This window comes from Streptomyces sp. NPDC018964 (assembly GCF_044390325.1).
Taxonomy (GTDB): domain Bacteria; phylum Actinomycetota; class Actinomycetes; order Streptomycetales; family Streptomycetaceae; genus Streptomyces.
The window spans coordinates 240,045-255,643 of sequence record NZ_JBIRYZ010000001.1 but is presented as its reverse complement, the minus strand read 5'-3'; the positions used below and the strand labels follow the sequence as shown (position 1 = coordinate 255,643).

The following is a 15,599-nucleotide window of genomic DNA, read 5'->3' as shown; positions in this document are numbered from 1 at the left end:
CCGCCCGGCCCGCGGATACGGGCGGGGGCACCGCGGGAGCCGGGGCGTCACAGCGGGGGCGGCTCGATGTCGCACTCCGCGCGTCGCCCGGCCTTCGCCGACAGCGTCTCCCAGTGCTCGGCCCCCAGGGTGTCGTGGTAGCGGCGCACCACCGAGGCCAGCAGCTCCGCGCCCCGCTCCTCCTCCCCGCAGGACACGAGGTCGAGCGAGACGTTGCGCAGGGCGGCCAGGGTCGCCGGATGCCGGTCCCCGTAGCGCTCCTCCAGGGTCCGGGCACACCGCTCGCCCAGGTCGCGCGCCGCCTCGTGCTCGCCCGTCCTGGCCAGCCCCGTCGCCAGGTTGACGTGCGCGAGCAGCGCCCACGGATGCGTCTCGTGCAACACCCGTTCGAGACCGGGCGCGGTCTCCTGGTCGAGCCGGAGCGCCTGCGGGAACTTGCCCACCGCGCGCAGCGCGGCGCCGTGGTTGACGGCCGCCACGTGCGTCAGCGGGTGCTCGGCGCCGAGCACCGTCCGGTACCGCTCCAGGGCCTGCGCGCCCTGCCGCTCGGCGGCCTCGGCGTCACCCGTCAGCCGCAGGTCGTTGGCGAGGTTGGCGAACGCGGCGAGCGTGTCGATGTGCATCGGCCCGAGGATCGCCACGTACAGGTCGAGCACCTCCTCGGCCAGTGCCCGCGCCCGGTCGAACCGGCCGGCCTTGCGGCAGGTCACCGACATGTTCTTGATCGCCCGCATGGTGTGCGGATGCCGGTCGCCGTACTGTGCGCGGTACTGCGCGAGCGTCTGCTCCTGGAGCTCCAGGGCCGCCGCGTACTCGCCGCACTCGCGCAGGTCGCGGGCCACGTTGTTGACGGAGAAGAGGGTGGAGAGCGCGGTGGCGCCGAGGACCGTGCGGAGGTCCTGGTGGACGCGCCGGTCGAGGTCCAGGGCCTCCCCGTAGCGCCCGTTGACGCGCAGGCTCACCCCGTAGTTGTGCCCGGCCCGCAGGGTGAACGGGTCCTCCGTCCCGTACATGGTCACGCTGCGCCGGTACGCGTCCTCGTCCAGCTCCAGGGCGTCCGCGAACCGGCCCGCCGTCCGCAGGTCGGCGGCGAGCACTCCGGCGGCCGTGAGCGTGTACTCGTGGTCGTCGCCCACCGTCTCCCGGAGCCGCCGCAGCACCTCCTCGCTCAGCGGCCGCGAGACGGTGAACTCGGCCAGCTGCCAGTGGGCGCTCGCCCGGTGCCGCATCGCCCACAGGGTCTGGAGGTCGTCCGCGCCCAGGAACGACTGCCAGTCCGTGCTGATGCGCTCGCCGAGCTGCGCCGCTCCGCGCAGCACGCCCCGCGCCAGCAGATAGGTGATCAGGTTGATCGCGGTGTCCCGGATGTGCCGGTCCTCGCAGCGGGGCAGCCCCGTCGGCTCCAGGTGCGGAAGGATGTCGGCGTAGTTCTGCCAGTGCTCGGACCGCTGGCTGTCGCCCGGGTCGTGCGCGGCGATGACCTGGTGCACCAGGTGCCGCATCTCGCTCTGTTCCCGTGCCGGCAGTTCGTCCTGGAGGACCGCTCGCACCAGTCGGTGCATCTGCACCGTCCCGGCCACGTTGTCGACGGTGAGCAGCGAGAACTGGTTGATCGCCCGGATGGCACGGCCCCGGGACAGCGGGTCGCGGGCGAGCCGCATGAGCGCCGGGGGCAACGGCAGCATCCTGGCGTCGTGCAGGAAGTCCAGCGCCACCGGCTCGGGCCCGAAGAAGGCCAGCAGACGCAGGAGTTCGAGCGCGCCCGGCGCCTGCGTGGCCAGCGTCTCCATGGAGGCCCGCCACACCACCGCCACCGGCAGGGTGATCGAGTCGACCCCCTCGGCCAGCACCTCGGCCCGTCGCTGCTCGATCATCGTCAGGAAGTCCGCCACCGCGATGCCGGTCTGCCGCTGCAGCGCCGCGCACTGTTCCAGGGCGAGTGGCAGATCCCCGAGGAGTTCGGCCAGCTGGTCCGCCTGCTCCGGACCGGCCCAGGGGGCGCGCGCCCGCAGGAAGTCCAGGCTCTCGGCGCGGGTGAACACGTCCACCTTGGTCGCGAGCACCCGGTCCGACCAGCCGGCGTGGCGCGAGGTGATGAGGATGCGTCCGGTCCCCTCGGAGCCTCCGATCAGGGACGGCAGGTACGGGATGACCTCGTTGGGCTGTCCCGCGTTGTCGAACACCAGCAGCCAGCGGCTGTGCGGCGTGCCCGAGGCCAGCGCCGCCAGCACACGCGCCACCGTGTCGCTCTGCCGGTCCGGCACCACGCCGAGTTCCGGCGCCAGCATGGTCAGCTGGGCGCGGATCACCGCGGGCTGTTCGGCGTCGATCCACCACACCCGGTCGTACTCGTGCCGGTGCAGCTGGACGTACTTCAGGGCGAGCTGCGTCTTGCCGACGCCCCCGAGGCCGTGCAGCGCGTGCGGCAGGACGGCGGCCCGCGTGCTCGTCCCCAGCTGCCGGTGCAACTCGGCCAGTTCGTTCTCGCGCCCGGCGAAGTGCGGATTGGGCAGGGGTACGGAACGGGGTGAGCGGGACTGGCCGGAAGGGTCCGGTCCCTTGGTGCCGGTGCCGGTGCCGGTGCCGGTGCCGGTACCGGTGCCGGTGTCGCCGGGGCTGGGGGGCGTGACACCCGGTGCGGTGCCTCCCGCCGCTGGGGGTTCCATGGTGGTGGTGTCCTTTGCGTTCGGGGGCGTTGTGCCGTCGTCCTGGGGGGAGCCGGGGCCGGCTCCGGCCTCGCTTCCGGGGTGAGGGCCGTCTCCTTCTCCGCCCGCCCCGCCGGTTCGCGAGGCGTCGTCCGCCGGAGCGCTTCCCGCCGGGGTCGGTGCCGGGTCCTCCTCCGCCGTCACCTCTTCCCCGGTGGTGACCGGACCGAACGGAGCCGTCCCCCGAACCGGGTCCCAAACCGCACCATAGGGTGGACCGAGCGCCTTGAGCGCGGGCCCCGCGGCGTCGAGGAGCTCGCGGTCCAGATCGGTGAGGGTCTCCGCGTCGGGCGTCTCCCGGCTGCCGATCACGGTGCGCAGCAGGTCCGGCCGGGCCCCGACCGCACGTCCGGCCAGCGCGGAGGTCTCCTGGAGCGTGCGCAGCAGCTCGGTGCGGCCCAGCCCGCGCAGCAGCCGGGAGCGCACCCCGTCCAGGAACTCGAACATGTACTCCTCGCCGGTCCGCCCCCGGGCGGTCGTGGTGCGTAACGCGAGCAGTCCGCCCAGCAGGATCTCCGCGAACGGCAGCGGTCCGCCGGCCGCCACCGGCCCCTGCCGCACCGCCTCCACCACCTCGGGACGCAGCGGCACCATCGCGAGCCGGGCCGCCAACCGCCGCGCGGCCGGGGAGGCGTGCTGCAGGAACCGCCGCACCGCCAGGTCCGGCGGCACCGGACGGCGCCGCTCCTCCCAGGTGAACGGAGGCAGACAGTGCGGTGTGAGCCCCTGCTCGTCCACCAGCAGCGAGGTCGTCTCGGCCCACGGCAGAGCGCCCCCGGTCACCATCCGGGCCCAGCCCGCGAACCAGCCGGGTTCCAGCTCCAGCACGGGCACGGGGACGGGCAGCGGATCGGCCGGGTCGCTGTCGCGGGGCCGTTCCCACCGGCCGTACCGCAGCAGTTCGAGACGGGAATTGGGGAGCCCCGGCGCGAAGGCGCGCACCCGCAGGTCCATGGGCACACCGTCGCAGAGGTCCCACAGGTGGGTCGGCAGCGGCTGCAGCACGGCGACGGGCGCGCGCCTGCCCCAGGTGTGCAGCAGCCGGGGCACGGCCCCGCCCGCCCAGGCGTCGCCCACGCAGTCGCTCATCACCAGGACGATCCGGCGCCCGTCCGGATGGAACAGTTCGGCGGGGCTGTGCCGGAGCCCCCCGTCGGCCGAGCGCAGCACCGCGTGCTTGCCGTCCCGGGTGTCCAGCGACCAGAGCCGTACGTCGGCGAACGCGCCCTGCATGCGCAGCAGTTCGGCGAACGCGTGGGCCACCGGCTGCCACACCGTCATGGACACGCTGCGCTCCACCACGAGGGCCACCTCGAACCAGCGGTCGGGTGGCCGGGTGAGCACCGGGTGCCATTGGCCGGTCTCGGCCGCCCGTACGGCGGTCGCCTCCTCGTCCAGCACCCGTCGCCGGGCGCCGCCCGGCAGCCGGCGGTTGAGCGGCCGCAGGGCCCGGGCCAGGCCCCGGGCGTCGCGGAGCGCGCCGGGCAGTTCCTCCCCGGTGATGGTCCCCCGGCCGGAGGAGAGGGTGTGGGAGATGCGGGGGAGGGCGGGCAGCGGGCCGTCGGGGAGGGCCGGGCCGGTGGCGCCGGCGCCGGGAGCGGGGGGGCCGTGCGCCGTCACCGCTCCGCCCGTGTCGTTCGCGGGATCCGTCCCGTCGTCCGTTCCCGTGCCGTGGTCCGCTGCTTCGGACGTGTCCTCCGGCGCGGGGGAGACCCCGGGAGGACCGCCGGGGTCCGCGCCGGGTTCGCGGCCGTCGGCCTCCGGACCGCCCGTGTCCCGTCCGTCGGTCTCCTGTCCGTCGGTCTCCCGCCGGCCTGTCTCCCGGTCGCCGGTGTCCCGGTCGGGGCCCGGTGGCCCCTCCTCCTGCCCGATCACCTCCGCGAGCCAGAGCGCCTCCGCCCACTCGCGGGCCGTGGGCTCCGCGGAGCCTTCGGATCCGGTCATGGTGAGGTGTCCGAGGACAGGTTCCGCCAGAGGGCGTCGCGCAGGTGCAGCCAGGAGGTGTCGTCCGCCTCGGCGGCGCCGTTGGTGAGCATGTGCACGGTGTTGAGCAGCTGGTCGATGGCGAGGTCGGCGCTGTCGCCCCGCTGTTCCACGAACTCCCGCACCAGCTCCCGCGTCCGCTCGTCGAGCGCCCCGCCGAAGTGGGAGGCGACCATCGCGGCGAGCCGCTGCGCGTCCGGTGCGGGCATCCGCACCTCCAGACACCTGCGGCGGAAGGCGGGCGGGAAGTCGCGCTCCCCGTTGCTGGTGATCACCACGATGGGGAACTCGGCGCAGCGCACCCGGCCCGCCGTCACGGTGACCCGGTGGTCGTGGTCGGCGGTGGCCACGTCCACCTGGCGCCGCGACTGGGCGAGCCGCTCCAGCTCGGGGATGTGGTACTCGCCCTCCTCGAAGATGTGCAGCAGGTCGTTGGGGAGGTCCACGTCGCTCTTGTCCAGCTCGTCGACGAGGAGCACCCGGGGTCGCCGCCACGGCAGCAGGGCCGTCCCCAGCGGGCCGAGCGTGAGGTAGCGGCCGATGTTCGGCAGCGGGCCGTCCCCGGTGGGGGAGCGGCGTCCCGGCTGCGGGGCGTCCTGGACCCGGCCGATGGCGTCGTAGTCGTACAGACCGTCGCGGAGCGTGGTGCGGCTGACCACCGGCCACCACAGCACCTTGCCCAGCCCCAGCTCGGAGGCGATCTGGTGGGCGAGGGAGGACTTCCCGGTGCCCGGCGCGCCCGTGACGAGCAGCGGGCGGCGCAGATGGATCGCGGCGTTGACGACGTGCAGGGTCTTCGGGGCCAGCGTGCCGCCGCGCCGCCTGCCGAGCCGGCGCCGGGTGTCCTGGTCGTCGGCGGGCAGCGGCACGTCCAGCGGACCGAGTTCGGACTCCGGACGGAAACGGCGCCAGGCCGGCGGCGGGGGGAGCTTCGGCAGCACGTCGTCCCCCGGTGAACGGTGCTCACCGGTGTCCCGGAAGACCCACCAGCCGGGGACGGAGGATCCGTCGGTCCCACCCGCGTCGTTCGTGCCGCCCGTCACGCGGTGCACGGTCCCGCTCATCGCAAGCCACCCCCGGTCGACGGATGCCCCAGCGCGGAGTCCGCCCCCTCCAGTCCGTCACGGCCGTCCCACACTAGGCTGATGTGCCGATGCAGGTCCAGAACGGAGAAGACCTCCGCGTCCGGCCCCACTTCCCCCCTCAGCATCCTTACCCGCTCGGGCAGTTCGATGAGCCTGCCGGCCAGTACTTTCCGTGTCCTTCGTTCCGCCTCCGGATGGCCGCCCACCTCGCGCACCGCCACGATCACCGGTATCCCCATCTCCAGCAGCACGTTGACTGCGTCCCCCTCCAGACCGCCGGTGTACGGGGGAGGTTCGAGGAACAACCAGCCGAGCTGCTCGCGGTCGTGACGCAGTTGACGGAGCAGTTCCACCGGCCGCAGCCGCTCGCCGTACGGCACCACGCGTACGGCGGCCGACTCGAAGGGGGTCTCCGGGGCGGTGGCGAGGAGGTCGGACCGGGCGTGCAGCCGCGGACGCCAGTGCGGCTTCGCCCACCGGTCCCGGCTGCGGACCAGGACCGTGTGGTCGGCGCCGATCGGACGGGCCACCGAGTCCGGCGGCCGGACCATGATCTGGTCCACCGGCAGCCACAGAAGCGGTCTCGGCAGCAGGAACTCGACCACCATTCCCGCGCTCAGCTCCCCGAGCTCCTGTACGCAGGACAGGTAACGGCCCGCGACCTCGTCCTCCATCGCGGCCCGTGAGGAGAGCTGCACCGGCTCGCCGTACGGCCGTGCCCCGTCCGGGCCGGGCGGCACCACCCAGGACCGCACGGTGTAGAGGTCGGGCACGGGCGTGCGCGCGGTGATCTCCAGAAGGAGCCGGTACGGGGAGAGCGGCCGGCCGGCCCGGGCGGCCACCTCGTCGCGCAGCCGGGCCAGCCGCCACGGACTGCGGCAGCCCAGACGGGCGGCGACCCGCCCGCTCCAGGCGTGCAGCCGGGCCCGGAGCGGGGCGTCCTCCAGGACGGCGACGGTCTCGACGAAGACGAGCAGGGGGTGTGGCTCGTTCTCCCAGCCGTACGGCAGGTCCTCGAAGACCGCCAGCAGGGCCGAGACCTCGCCGTGCCGTTCGTCGTGGCCCCGGCCGGACCCCCGGTCCCCGAGGGAGGCGGAGCCGGCGCCGGTCTCGTGCAGGACGCGCAGGGCGAGGGGGCGCAGCCGGGGCCCCTGATCGCAGGATTCCAGGAGTTCGCACAGGGTCCGGCGGTGGTGCGGCTCCAGGAGGTCCGAGGGGAAGAGCTGCCGGTGCAGCTGCTCCACCGCCCGCCAGCTGGTCGTCTGCTGGTGGCCGCGGGAGAACTCCTCCAGGTAGACGGCCAGCCCGCCCGGATGGTCGGCGCAGTAGGCCAGTTCCAGGGCGAGCGCCTCCACGGTGGTGCCCTCGGGGGAACGCGGGGCCGTCCCGTACTCCGACGCGACCCGCTGAAGCGCCGCCCGCCGGGCCGAGGCGGTGTCCGTGGGCGAGCGCTTGAGCCGGAGCATCTCGTTGGCCAGCGCCCAGTACGGGTCGCGGGAGCCGCTCATCGGGCGGCCCCGCCGCCGGACCCCAGCGCACGCAGCCGGGCGACCTCGCGGTCGAACTCCCGCATCGGCAGCGAGCGCGACTCGTACCAGCGCAACGCCGCCGCGAACCGGTCGATGCCGTCCTCGTACTCCAGGCAGAGCCCGAGCACCGCCCGGGCGTCGTTGATCAGGATCCCGGTGCGCTCGACGTGGAAGGCGATGTGGTCCCCGGTGTCCCGCAGCACCCGCTCCCGGCGGTGCGGGTCGGCGAAGCTCCGCACCTTCACGAGCACCCGGGCGAGGTCCCGCTCGGCGCTGGGCGGCCAGGACGGCGGAAGGACGCCCTCCGCGCCGGGACCGCGCTCCGGCCCGTACGAACCGGGGGCGCCGGCCGGAGCGTACGGGCCGTCCGGGGCGTACGGTCCGTACGCCCGGTGCGCGTGGTGACCGGATCCGCGGGACCCGTCGGTGTCCGGAACCCCGCCCGCCCCGGCGGCGGGACCGGTCACCGCGTCCGTGAGGTCGGGGCAGTACCGTACGACGACCTCGACCGGTATGAGCCAGCCGGTGCGGCGCTCCGCGCGGGTGTCCTCCGCGACCACCAGGCCGATCACGTACCCGGAGCCGTCGACGACCCCCGCCCCGCTGTAGCCCTGCCGCAGGCGGTCCCCGGCCTCGCTCGCCGCCTCGAGCTGCATCCACTCCGGGCTCAGCCCGCCGGATCCCACCAGCCGCGCCCGCAGCCACAGCCCGGCGGGCGCGCCGACGGCCTGCCCGAAGGCCCGGACGATCCGGTCGCGGGCGGGGCCGCATGGCCGCAGCTCCGCGGGCCGGCAGTCGACCGGGGCGCCCCCGTACAGGTCGAGCACCGCGACGTCGGCCCGCTCCTCGTCCGGCGGCGCCCATCCCCGGGGCGCGACCCGGGCGCGCACCGGCCCGGCACCGGGTGCGAGGGAGCCGGGGAAGTCCACCGTGAGTTCCGCCTCCCGCGGGTCCCCGGCATCGGGACCGAGCGCCCCTTCCACGACGTGCGCGCAGGTCACCACCCTGTCACCGGCGACGAACACCCCTGCGCCGACCGGCGTTCCCCGTGCGTCCAGGATCCGTACGCGCCATGACTCCGCGAGTGAATGTTCCACCCCTGCCCCCCGTTTCCCGCTCCGCGAGCCTCCGCCGCACCCCGTTCGCCGGGGTCGGGCACGGCCGCGGTGAACCAGGTGCTGGAGGCGCGCGTGTTACGGCCATGCTAAGCAGCAATACCCGGTCGGTGTCCCGGCAAGACGTCCGAATCGGACGGGAGGGCCGAAGGGTGGCCGAAATGCCGCCGTCGCGTTCTCCGCAGGCCGGGACGGCCGGTGACGGAGCGTCGGCCGTCCCCGGTGGTGCCGGCCCGGCGGCCCGGCCACGATCCGCCGGTCGTCCCGCCGGCCGGGACCCGCGCCGGTGCGGTCCCCCTGTCCGAGGCGCTCGCCGGCCCGCCCGGCGACGCCGGGGGCGCGGTTCGGCCCGTACCGGACGGCGTCGTCCGACAGCCCGAAGCCGAACACGCTCCCGCGCGGCCCCCCGGCGTCGGCCGTCCCGCCGTCCCGCGCGTGTCCGGGCGCTGCTGCCCGCTCCGTCCGGTTTCCCGTCCGCCCGGCTCGTCGACCGGGACGGATCGCGAGGTGGACCGGTTTCCGCTTCGCCTCTTCGCCGCTTCGCCTCGACGAGCCGCGGACACGCTTGACTTGGAGCGCTCTTCAAGCGGAAGACTCCCGTTCCGTGCCCCGGCATCGGGGTGCTGAACGGGAGGATTCAGGCATGAAGTACCGCACCATCGGCACCGGTCCGCACAGCCGCCGGGTGAGCGTGCTCGCGCTCGGCGCGATGCTGTTCGGGTCGGTGACCGACGAGAAGACCTCCTTCGCCCTGCTCGACCGCTATGTCGAGGCCGGCGGGAACTTCATCGACACGTCCGACAACTACGCCTTCTGGACCGACGGCGGCCAGGGCGGGCAGAGCGAGGAACTGCTCGGCCGCTGGCGCCGCGGCCGAGGGGTGGGCGACGAGATCGTCTTCGCGACCAAGCTCGGCGCCCGCCCCCTCGCCCCCGGCACGAGCTACACCGACAACGCCGAGGGCCTGTCCGCGAAGGTGATCCGGGAGTCGTCCGAACGCAGTCGTGAACGGCTCGGGCTGGAGCGGCTGGACCTGTTGTACGCGCACATCGACGACCACACCGTCCCCCAGCGCGAGACGGTCGAGGCCTTCGGGGCGCTGGTCGCCGAGGGCACGGTGGGGCTGCTCGGCGTGAGCAACCAGGCCGTCTGGCGAGTGGAGCGGGCCCGCGCCCTCGCGGCGGCGGCCGGCCTGCCCGGCTACGAGGTCCTGCAGTACCAGCACAGCCATCTGCGCCCCCGCTTCGACGTCCCCGACGCCCTCTTCCCCGACGGCAGCCTCGGCCACGCGGGCGCGGAGCTGGCCGGCTACCTGCGCGCCGAGCCCGCCCTGACCCTGGTCGCCTACTCGCCGCTGCTCAAGGGCGCCTACACCCGCCCCGAACGCCTGCCCGGCGACTACGACCACCCGGGCACCCCGGCCCGCCTCGCCGTGCTGCACGAGGTCGCCCGGGAGACCGGAGCGACCGTCAACCAGGTCGTACTGGCCTGGCAGATCGGCCACGAGCTGCCGGTCATCCCGCTGGCCGGGGTGTCGTCGCCGGCCCAGCTGGAGGAGAACCTGGCGGCGGTGGACCTGGAACTGTCGGCGGAGCAGCGGGCCCGGCTGGACGCGGCGCACTGAACCGCCGGCCCGTGCCTCACGGTCTGACCAGCAGCTGGAAGTCGAACGAGTACCGGGACGCGCGGTAGACGTGGGTGCCGTACTCCACCGCCCGCCCGGTGTCGTCGTACGCCGTGCGCTCCATGGTGAGCAGGGCGGCGCCCTCCTCCTCGTCCAGGCGGGCGGCCTCCGCCGCGGTGGCCGCGCGGGCGCCGACCGTCTGACGGGCGCTGTGCAGGGTGATGCCGGCCGAGCGCATCATCCGGTACAGGCCGGTCGCCTCCAGCCGGGCGCTGTCGAGGCCGAGGAGGTCCGACGGGAGGTAGTTGCACAGCAGGGCGACCGGCTGGCCGTGGGTGCGGCGGAGGCGTTCCAGCAGGACGACCTCGCCGCCCTGCGCCAGCCCCAGGGCGGTCGCCACGTCCGCGGGCGCGGGGACCGTCTCGTTGCGGACCACCTGCGTGGTCGGGCCCTGCCCGGCCGCCTCCAGGTCGTCGTAGAGGCTGCTCAGCTCCAGGGGGCGCCTGACCTTGCTGTGCACCACCTGCGTGCCCACCCCGCGCCGCCGGACCAACAGCCCTTTGTCGACGAGGGACTGGATGGCCTGGCGGACGGTGGGGCGGGACAGGCCGAGCCGCACCGACAGGTCGACCTCGTTGCCCAGCAGATCGCCCGGGGCGAGGACGCCCTGCTCGATCGCCGCCTCCAGCTGCTGGGCGAGCTGGTGGTACAGCGGCACCGGACTGCCCCGGTCCAGGGCGAAGTCCAGGGTGCTCAGCGCGGGTCCGGTCGCGGCACGTGCGGGGTCACCGGTCTTCGCCATGGACGTACCTTCCTGTAGTGGTGCGGGGGTTCAGAGGTGGCGGCGGCGTTCGGCGACCTCGGTGTCGTACCGTGCGCGGGCCTGGACGGCGGCCTCGCGGGCGGACACCTCGGCCACCGGCACGTCCCACCAGGCCTCGGCCGGGGGCGCGGTGGGGGCGGGGTCGGTCTCGACGTACACGCACGTCGGCCGGGCGGAGGCGCGCGCCTCGGCCAGCGCGTCGCGCAGCTCCCGCACGGTCTTGGCGCGGAGTACGTCCATGCCGAGGCTGGCCGCGTTCGCGGCGAGGTCCACGGGCAGCGGGGCGCCGGTGAAGGTGCCGTCGGCGGCCCGGTGACGGTAGGCGGTGCCGAAGCGCTCGGCGCCCACCGCCTCCGACAGGCCGCCGATGGAGGCGTACCCGTGGTTCTGCACCAGGACCATCTTCACCGGCAGGTTCTCCTGGACGGCGGTGACGATCTCCGTCGGGTTCATCAGGTACGTGCCGTCGCCGACCAGGGCCCAGACCGGGGTTCCGGGCGCGGCCTGCTGGACACCCAGCGCGGCCGGGATCTCGTAGCCCATGCAGGAGTAGCCGTACTCCAGGTGGTACTGGCGGGGGCTGCGCGACCGCCACAGCTTGTGCAGGTCACCGGGGAGCGAACCGGCCGCGTTGATCACCACGTCCTCGTCGCCGACGACCGCGTCGAGCGCGCCGAGCACCTGCGTCTGCGTCGGTACGGCCGTGTCGTCCGCCGCGCGGTAGGCGCCCTCGACGACCTGCTCCCAGCGCGCCTTGCCGGCCCGGTACTCCTCCTCGTACGACGCCTCCACGCGGTGTCCGGCCAGCGCCCCGGTGAGCAGCTCCAGACCGCTCCGCGCGTCGCAGACCAGGGTGCGCGCCGCCAGCTTGTGCGCGTCGAACCCGGTGATGTTGAGGTTGAGGAAACGGACGTCCGGGTTCTGGAAGAGGGTGCCGGAGGCGGTGGTGAAGTCGGTGTAGCGGGTGCCGACGCCGATCACCAGGTCGGCGGTGCGGGCCAGTTGGTCGCTGACCGCCGTGCCGGTGTGGCCGATGCCGCCGAGGTCGGCGGGGTGGTCGTGGCGCAGGGAGCCCTTGCCGGCCTGGGTGGAGGCGACCGGGATGCCGGTGGCCTCCACCAGCGCCCTCAACGCCTCCTCGGCCTCGCTGTGGTGGATCCCGCCGCCCGCGACGATCAGCGGGCGGCGCGCGGTCCGTACGGCCCGCGCGGCCGCCGTCAGCTCCGCCGGGTCCGGGGCGGGACGGCGTACGGACCAGACGCGCTCGGCGAAGAACTCCTCCGGCCAGTCGTACGCCTCCGCCTGCACGTCCTGGGGGAGGGCCAGCGTCACCGCGCCGGTCTCGGCCGGGTCGGCGAGCACCCGCACGGCGTTCAGCGCGGAGGGGATCAGCGCCTCGGGGCGGGTGACGCGGTCGAAGTACCTGGACACCGGGCGGAGCGTGTCGTTGACCGAGACGTCCGCCTCGACCGGGTGCTCCAGCTGCTGGAGCAGCGGGTCGGCGACGCGGGAGGCGAAGTAGTCGCCGGGCAGCAGCAGCACCGGCAGCCGGTTGACGGTGGCCAGGGCCGCGCCGGTGACCAGGTTGGTCGCGCCGGGGCCGATGGACGTCGTCACCGCCTGCGCCGAGAGCCGGTTCAGCTGGCGGGCGTACCCGACGGCGGCGTGCACCATGGCCTGCTCGTTGCGGCCCTGGTGGTACGGCATGACGTCGGAGCATTCGACGAGCGCCTGCCCGATCCCCGCCACGTTGCCGTGGCCGAAGACGCCCCAGGTGCCCGCGATCAGCCGGCGCCGTACGCCGTCGCGTTCGGTGTACTGGGCGGACAGGAACCGCACCAGTGCCTGGGCGGTCGTCAGCCGGCGGGTGGCGGCGCTCGTGCGGCGGGTGGCGGCGCTCATGCGGACCTCTCCGGTGCGGTGTAGAGGGGGAGTCGGGGGTCGACGGCCTGGTCCGGCCAGGTGTCGCGGATCCAGGCGTGGTCGGGGTGGTCGCAGATCAGCCAGGCGCGCTCCGGATCGGGCCCCGCCATGACGTTGAGGTAGTACATGTGGTGGCCGGGCACGGCCATCGACGGGCCGTGCCAGCCGTCCGGGATGAGGACGACGTCGCCGTCGCGCACCTCCGCCAGCACGTCCGTCTCACGGCCCGGACCGGAGGGGGAGACCCGCTGGTAGCCGAGGCCGGGGGTGCCGTCGTGGCCGGCGAACTCGAAGTAGTAGATCTCCTCCAGCACGGACTCCTCGCCGGGCCGGTGCTCGTCGTGCTTGTGCGGCGGGAAGGACGACCAGTTGCCGCCCGGGGTGAGCACCTCGACCGCGATGAGCCTGTCGCACTCGAACACGCCTGCCGCGCCGAAGTTGTTGACCTGCCGCGAGCAGTTCCCGGTGCCGCGCAGCTCCACGGGGACGCCGGAGGCGGGCCCGTACCGGGCGGGCAGCCGGCGGGTGCAGCGGGCGCCGGTGAGCGCGAACCGTCCGCCGTCCGCGGCGGACACCGTCGCACGGGCGTCGCGCGGGACGTAGGCGAAGTCGGTGACGCCGTCGAACACACCGGTGCGGCCGGTGAGTTCGAAGGTGTCGTGGCCGAAGTCGTCGTCGGCGGTGACCGTGCAGCCGCCGCTCAGCGGCAGCACGATCCACTCGCTGTCGCCGGTGTCGAAGGTGTGCGTGCCGCCCGGGGGCAGCTCCAGGACGCGCAGGCCGGAGTGGCCCCAGCCGGCGGACTTCGGGGTCACGTCGACGGCGTAGGGGCCGGCGAGGGCCTTGCCCGCGGGAAGGTGATGTGCCATGCGATGCCTCCGTCTTCGTACGGGCTTCTCACAACAGGCCGACGGCCGTGTCGACCGCCGTCTCCACACTGCCCTCGGCCGGGTAGAGCAGCGAGCGGCCGACGACCATCCCCATCACGGTGGGCAGCCGCAGCGCCTTGCCCCACCGCTCGTACGCCGCCTCCTGGTCGCCGACCTCGCCGCCGAGCAGGACGACGGGGAGCGTGGAGGCCCCCAGCACCTCCGGCATGGCGTCGACGTCGTCGGTGACGGGGAGCTTCAGCCAGGTGTAGGCGGAGGTGCCTCCCAGCCCGGAGGCGATGGCGATGGAGCGGGTGACGGCCTCGGCGGACAGGTCGTTGCGGACCCGGCCGTCCGCGCCCCGGCGCGATATGAACGGCTCCACGAAGACCGGCAGCCGGTGTTCGGCCATGGCGTCGACGGCGCGGGCGGCGGACTCCAGGGTGGTCAGCGAGCCCGGGTCGTCGTAGTCGATGCGGACCAGCAGCTTGCCGGCGTCGAAGCCCAGCCGGGCGATGTCCTGCGCGCGGTGGCCGGTGAAGCGGTCGTCCATCTCGAAGGACGCGCCGGCCAGGCCGCCGCGGTTCATCGAGCCCATGACGACCTTGTTCTCCAGCGCCCCGAGGAGCAGCAGGTCCTCCAGGATGTCGGCGGTGGCCAGCACGCCGTCGACGCCCGGGCGGGACAGCGCGGTGCAGAGACGTTCCAGCAGGTCGGTGCGGTGGGCCATGGCCAGTCGGCGGTCGCCGATGCCGAGCGCGCCCCGGGCGGGGTGGTCGGCGGCCACGATCATCAGCCGCCCGCTGTCGCCGATCAGCGGGCGCCGTGCCCGGCGGGCGGCGGCCTCGGCGACGGCCTCCGGATTGCGGGCCCGGACCGTGGTGAGGTCGGGGATGCTGAGGTTCATGGAAGGGCTCCGTTCAGGACTGGCTCGGCAGGTCCGCCGCGCCGGGCGACGCGGCCCGCGTGAGGAGGTCCGCGACCTCCGGCCCGGTCGGCATGGCGGACGAACAGGCGAGGCGCGAGGCGACGAGGGCGCCGGCGGCGTTGGCGTGGCGCATGGTCTTCTCCAGGCCCCAGCCGGCCAGCAGGCCGTGGCAGAGCGAGCCGCCGAAGGCGTCGCCCGCGCCGAGGCCGTTGACCACCTCGACCGGCACCGGGGGCACCTCGGCCCGGGTGCCGTCGCGGTGCACGGCGAGCACGCCCCTCGGGCCCTGCTTGACCACGGCCAGCTCCACCCCGGCCGCCAGCAGCGCCTCGGCGCAGGCCTCGGGCTCGCGCACACCGGTGGCGACCTCGCACTCGTCGAGGTTGCCGACGGCGACCGTGGCGTGGCGCAGCGCCTCGCGGTAGTACGGGCGGGCCTGCTCCGGGTCGCGCCAGAACATGGGGCGCCAGTCCAGGTCGAAGACGGTGGTGCCGGACCCGCCCCGCGCCTCCAGGGCGGCGAACGTGGCCGAGCGGCTGGGATCCTCGCTCAGGCCGGTGCCGGTGACCCAGAAGATCCCGGCCGCGCGTACGGCGGCCAGGTCCAGCTCGTCGGCGCGGATCTCCAGGTCGGGGGCCTTGGGGAGGCGGTAGAAGTACAGCGGGAAGTCGTCCGGCGGGAAGATCTCGCAGAAGGTGACCGGCGTGGGATGCGCGGCGACCGGCGTGACCCAGCGGTCGTCCACGCCGAACTCCCTGAGCGCCTCGTGCAGGAAGGTGCCGAAGGGGTCGTCACCGGTGCGGGTGATCAGCGCCGTGGAACGGCCCATCCGGGCGGCCGCCACCGCGACATTCGCGGCCGATCCGCCCAGGAATTTCCCGAACGTCTCCACCCGTGACAACGGAACGCCGGTCTCCAGTGGATAAAGATCGACCCCGATGCGCCCCATGGTGATCAGGTCGAAATACTGTGGTGAGTGGGCCATTGAGCGACGCTCCTCGAGCAGCTGGGGATG

10 protein-coding genes are annotated in these 15,599 nt (G+C 74.3%); 1 reads left to right on the top strand and 9 read right to left on the bottom strand.

Going from position 1 to position 15,599, the window contains the following annotated elements; genetic code table 11:
• Window positions 1-47: 47 nt before the first annotated feature.
• Genes fxsT through ACH5AO_RS01010 form a run of 4 tightly spaced genes read right to left on the bottom strand, consistent with a single transcriptional unit; the run spans window position 48 to window position 8,399 of the window.
• Window positions 48-4,649 carry an FxSxx-COOH system tetratricopeptide repeat protein gene (gene fxsT, locus ACH5AO_RS01025; protein ID WP_398920440.1) on the bottom strand — a complete coding sequence of 1,534 codons (4,602 nt, stop codon included), beginning with the start codon at window positions 4,647-4,649 and terminating at the stop codon, window positions 48-50.
• Window positions 4,646-5,752 (bottom strand): AAA family ATPase, encoded by a 1,107-nt coding sequence (locus tag ACH5AO_RS01020; protein ID WP_398920438.1) that lies wholly within the window; start codon window positions 5,750-5,752, stop codon window positions 4,646-4,648. The genes fxsT and ACH5AO_RS01020 overlap by 4 nt, the downstream gene beginning before the upstream one ends.
• A complete protein-coding gene (locus ACH5AO_RS01015; RefSeq protein ID WP_398920437.1) occupies window positions 5,749-7,281 on the bottom strand; it encodes a hypothetical protein in 1,533 nt (510 codons plus the stop codon). Before ACH5AO_RS01015 ends, ACH5AO_RS01020 begins: the two co-directional genes overlap by 4 nt.
• Window positions 7,278-8,399, bottom strand: coding sequence for a trypsin-like peptidase domain-containing protein (locus ACH5AO_RS01010; protein ID WP_398920435.1), 1,122 nt, complete (start codon window positions 8,397-8,399; stop codon window positions 7,278-7,280). The genes ACH5AO_RS01015 and ACH5AO_RS01010 overlap by 4 nt, the downstream gene beginning before the upstream one ends.
• Before the next feature lie 661 nt (window positions 8,400-9,060).
• Here ACH5AO_RS01010 and ACH5AO_RS01005 point away from each other — a divergent pair.
• Window positions 9,061-10,041 (top strand): aldo/keto reductase, encoded by a 981-nt coding sequence (locus ACH5AO_RS01005; RefSeq protein WP_398920433.1) that lies wholly within the window; start codon window positions 9,061-9,063, stop codon window positions 10,039-10,041.
• A gap of 16 nt (window positions 10,042-10,057) precedes the next feature.
• Here the strand turns inward: ACH5AO_RS01005 and ACH5AO_RS01000 are convergent, their stop codons facing one another.
• From ACH5AO_RS01000 to iolC, 5 genes are read right to left on the bottom strand one after another with little or no spacing between them, the layout of a single operon-like run.
• Window positions 10,058-10,843 carry a GntR family transcriptional regulator gene (locus tag ACH5AO_RS01000; protein ID WP_398920431.1) on the bottom strand — a complete coding sequence of 262 codons (786 nt, stop codon included), beginning with the start codon at window positions 10,841-10,843 and terminating at the stop codon, window positions 10,058-10,060.
• Between the two features lie 30 nt (window positions 10,844-10,873).
• A complete protein-coding gene (iolD, locus tag ACH5AO_RS00995; protein WP_398920429.1) occupies window positions 10,874-12,766 on the bottom strand; it encodes a 3D-(3,5/4)-trihydroxycyclohexane-1,2-dione acylhydrolase (decyclizing) in 1,893 nt (630 codons plus the stop codon).
• Window positions 12,763-13,656 (bottom strand): 5-deoxy-glucuronate isomerase, encoded by an 894-nt coding sequence (iolB, locus tag ACH5AO_RS00990; RefSeq protein ID WP_398920427.1) that lies wholly within the window; start codon window positions 13,654-13,656, stop codon window positions 12,763-12,765. Before iolB ends, iolD begins: the two co-directional genes overlap by 4 nt.
• Window positions 13,657-13,684: 28 nt before the next feature.
• On the bottom strand, window positions 13,685-14,563 hold the full coding sequence (locus tag ACH5AO_RS00985) for a deoxyribose-phosphate aldolase (RefSeq protein ID WP_398920425.1): 879 nt from the start codon (window positions 14,561-14,563) through the stop codon (window positions 13,685-13,687).
• A gap of 13 nt (window positions 14,564-14,576) precedes the next feature.
• A complete protein-coding gene (iolC, locus tag ACH5AO_RS00980; RefSeq protein ID WP_398920423.1) occupies window positions 14,577-15,569 on the bottom strand; it encodes a 5-dehydro-2-deoxygluconokinase in 993 nt (330 codons plus the stop codon).
• Between the last annotated feature and the right edge of the window lie 30 nt (window positions 15,570-15,599).

Excerpts from the sequence above, each read along its gene's own strand:
- ACH5AO_RS01005 (WP_398920433.1), top strand. The coding sequence starts at position 9,061 with ATGAAGTACCGCACCATCGGCACCGGTCCGCACAGCCGCCGGGTGAGC.
- ACH5AO_RS00985 (WP_398920425.1), bottom strand. The coding sequence starts at position 14,563 with ATGAACCTCAGCATCCCCGACCTCACCACGGTCCGGGCCCGCAATCCG.
- ACH5AO_RS01020 (WP_398920438.1), bottom strand. The coding sequence starts at position 5,752 with ATGAGCGGGACCGTGCACCGCGTGACGGGCGGCACGAACGACGCGGGT.
- ACH5AO_RS01015 (WP_398920437.1), bottom strand. The coding sequence starts at position 7,281 with ATGAGCGGCTCCCGCGACCCGTACTGGGCGCTGGCCAACGAGATGCTC.
- iolC (WP_398920423.1), bottom strand. The coding sequence starts at position 15,569 with ATGGCCCACTCACCACAGTATTTCGACCTGATCACCATGGGGCGCATC.
- iolB (WP_398920427.1), bottom strand. The coding sequence starts at position 13,656 with ATGGCACATCACCTTCCCGCGGGCAAGGCCCTCGCCGGCCCCTACGCC.
- fxsT (WP_398920440.1), bottom strand. The coding sequence starts at position 4,649 with ATGACCGGATCCGAAGGCTCCGCGGAGCCCACGGCCCGCGAGTGGGCG.
- iolD (WP_398920429.1), bottom strand. The coding sequence starts at position 12,766 with ATGAGCGCCGCCACCCGCCGCACGAGCGCCGCCACCCGCCGGCTGACG.
- ACH5AO_RS01000 (WP_398920431.1), bottom strand. The coding sequence starts at position 10,843 with ATGGCGAAGACCGGTGACCCCGCACGTGCCGCGACCGGACCCGCGCTG.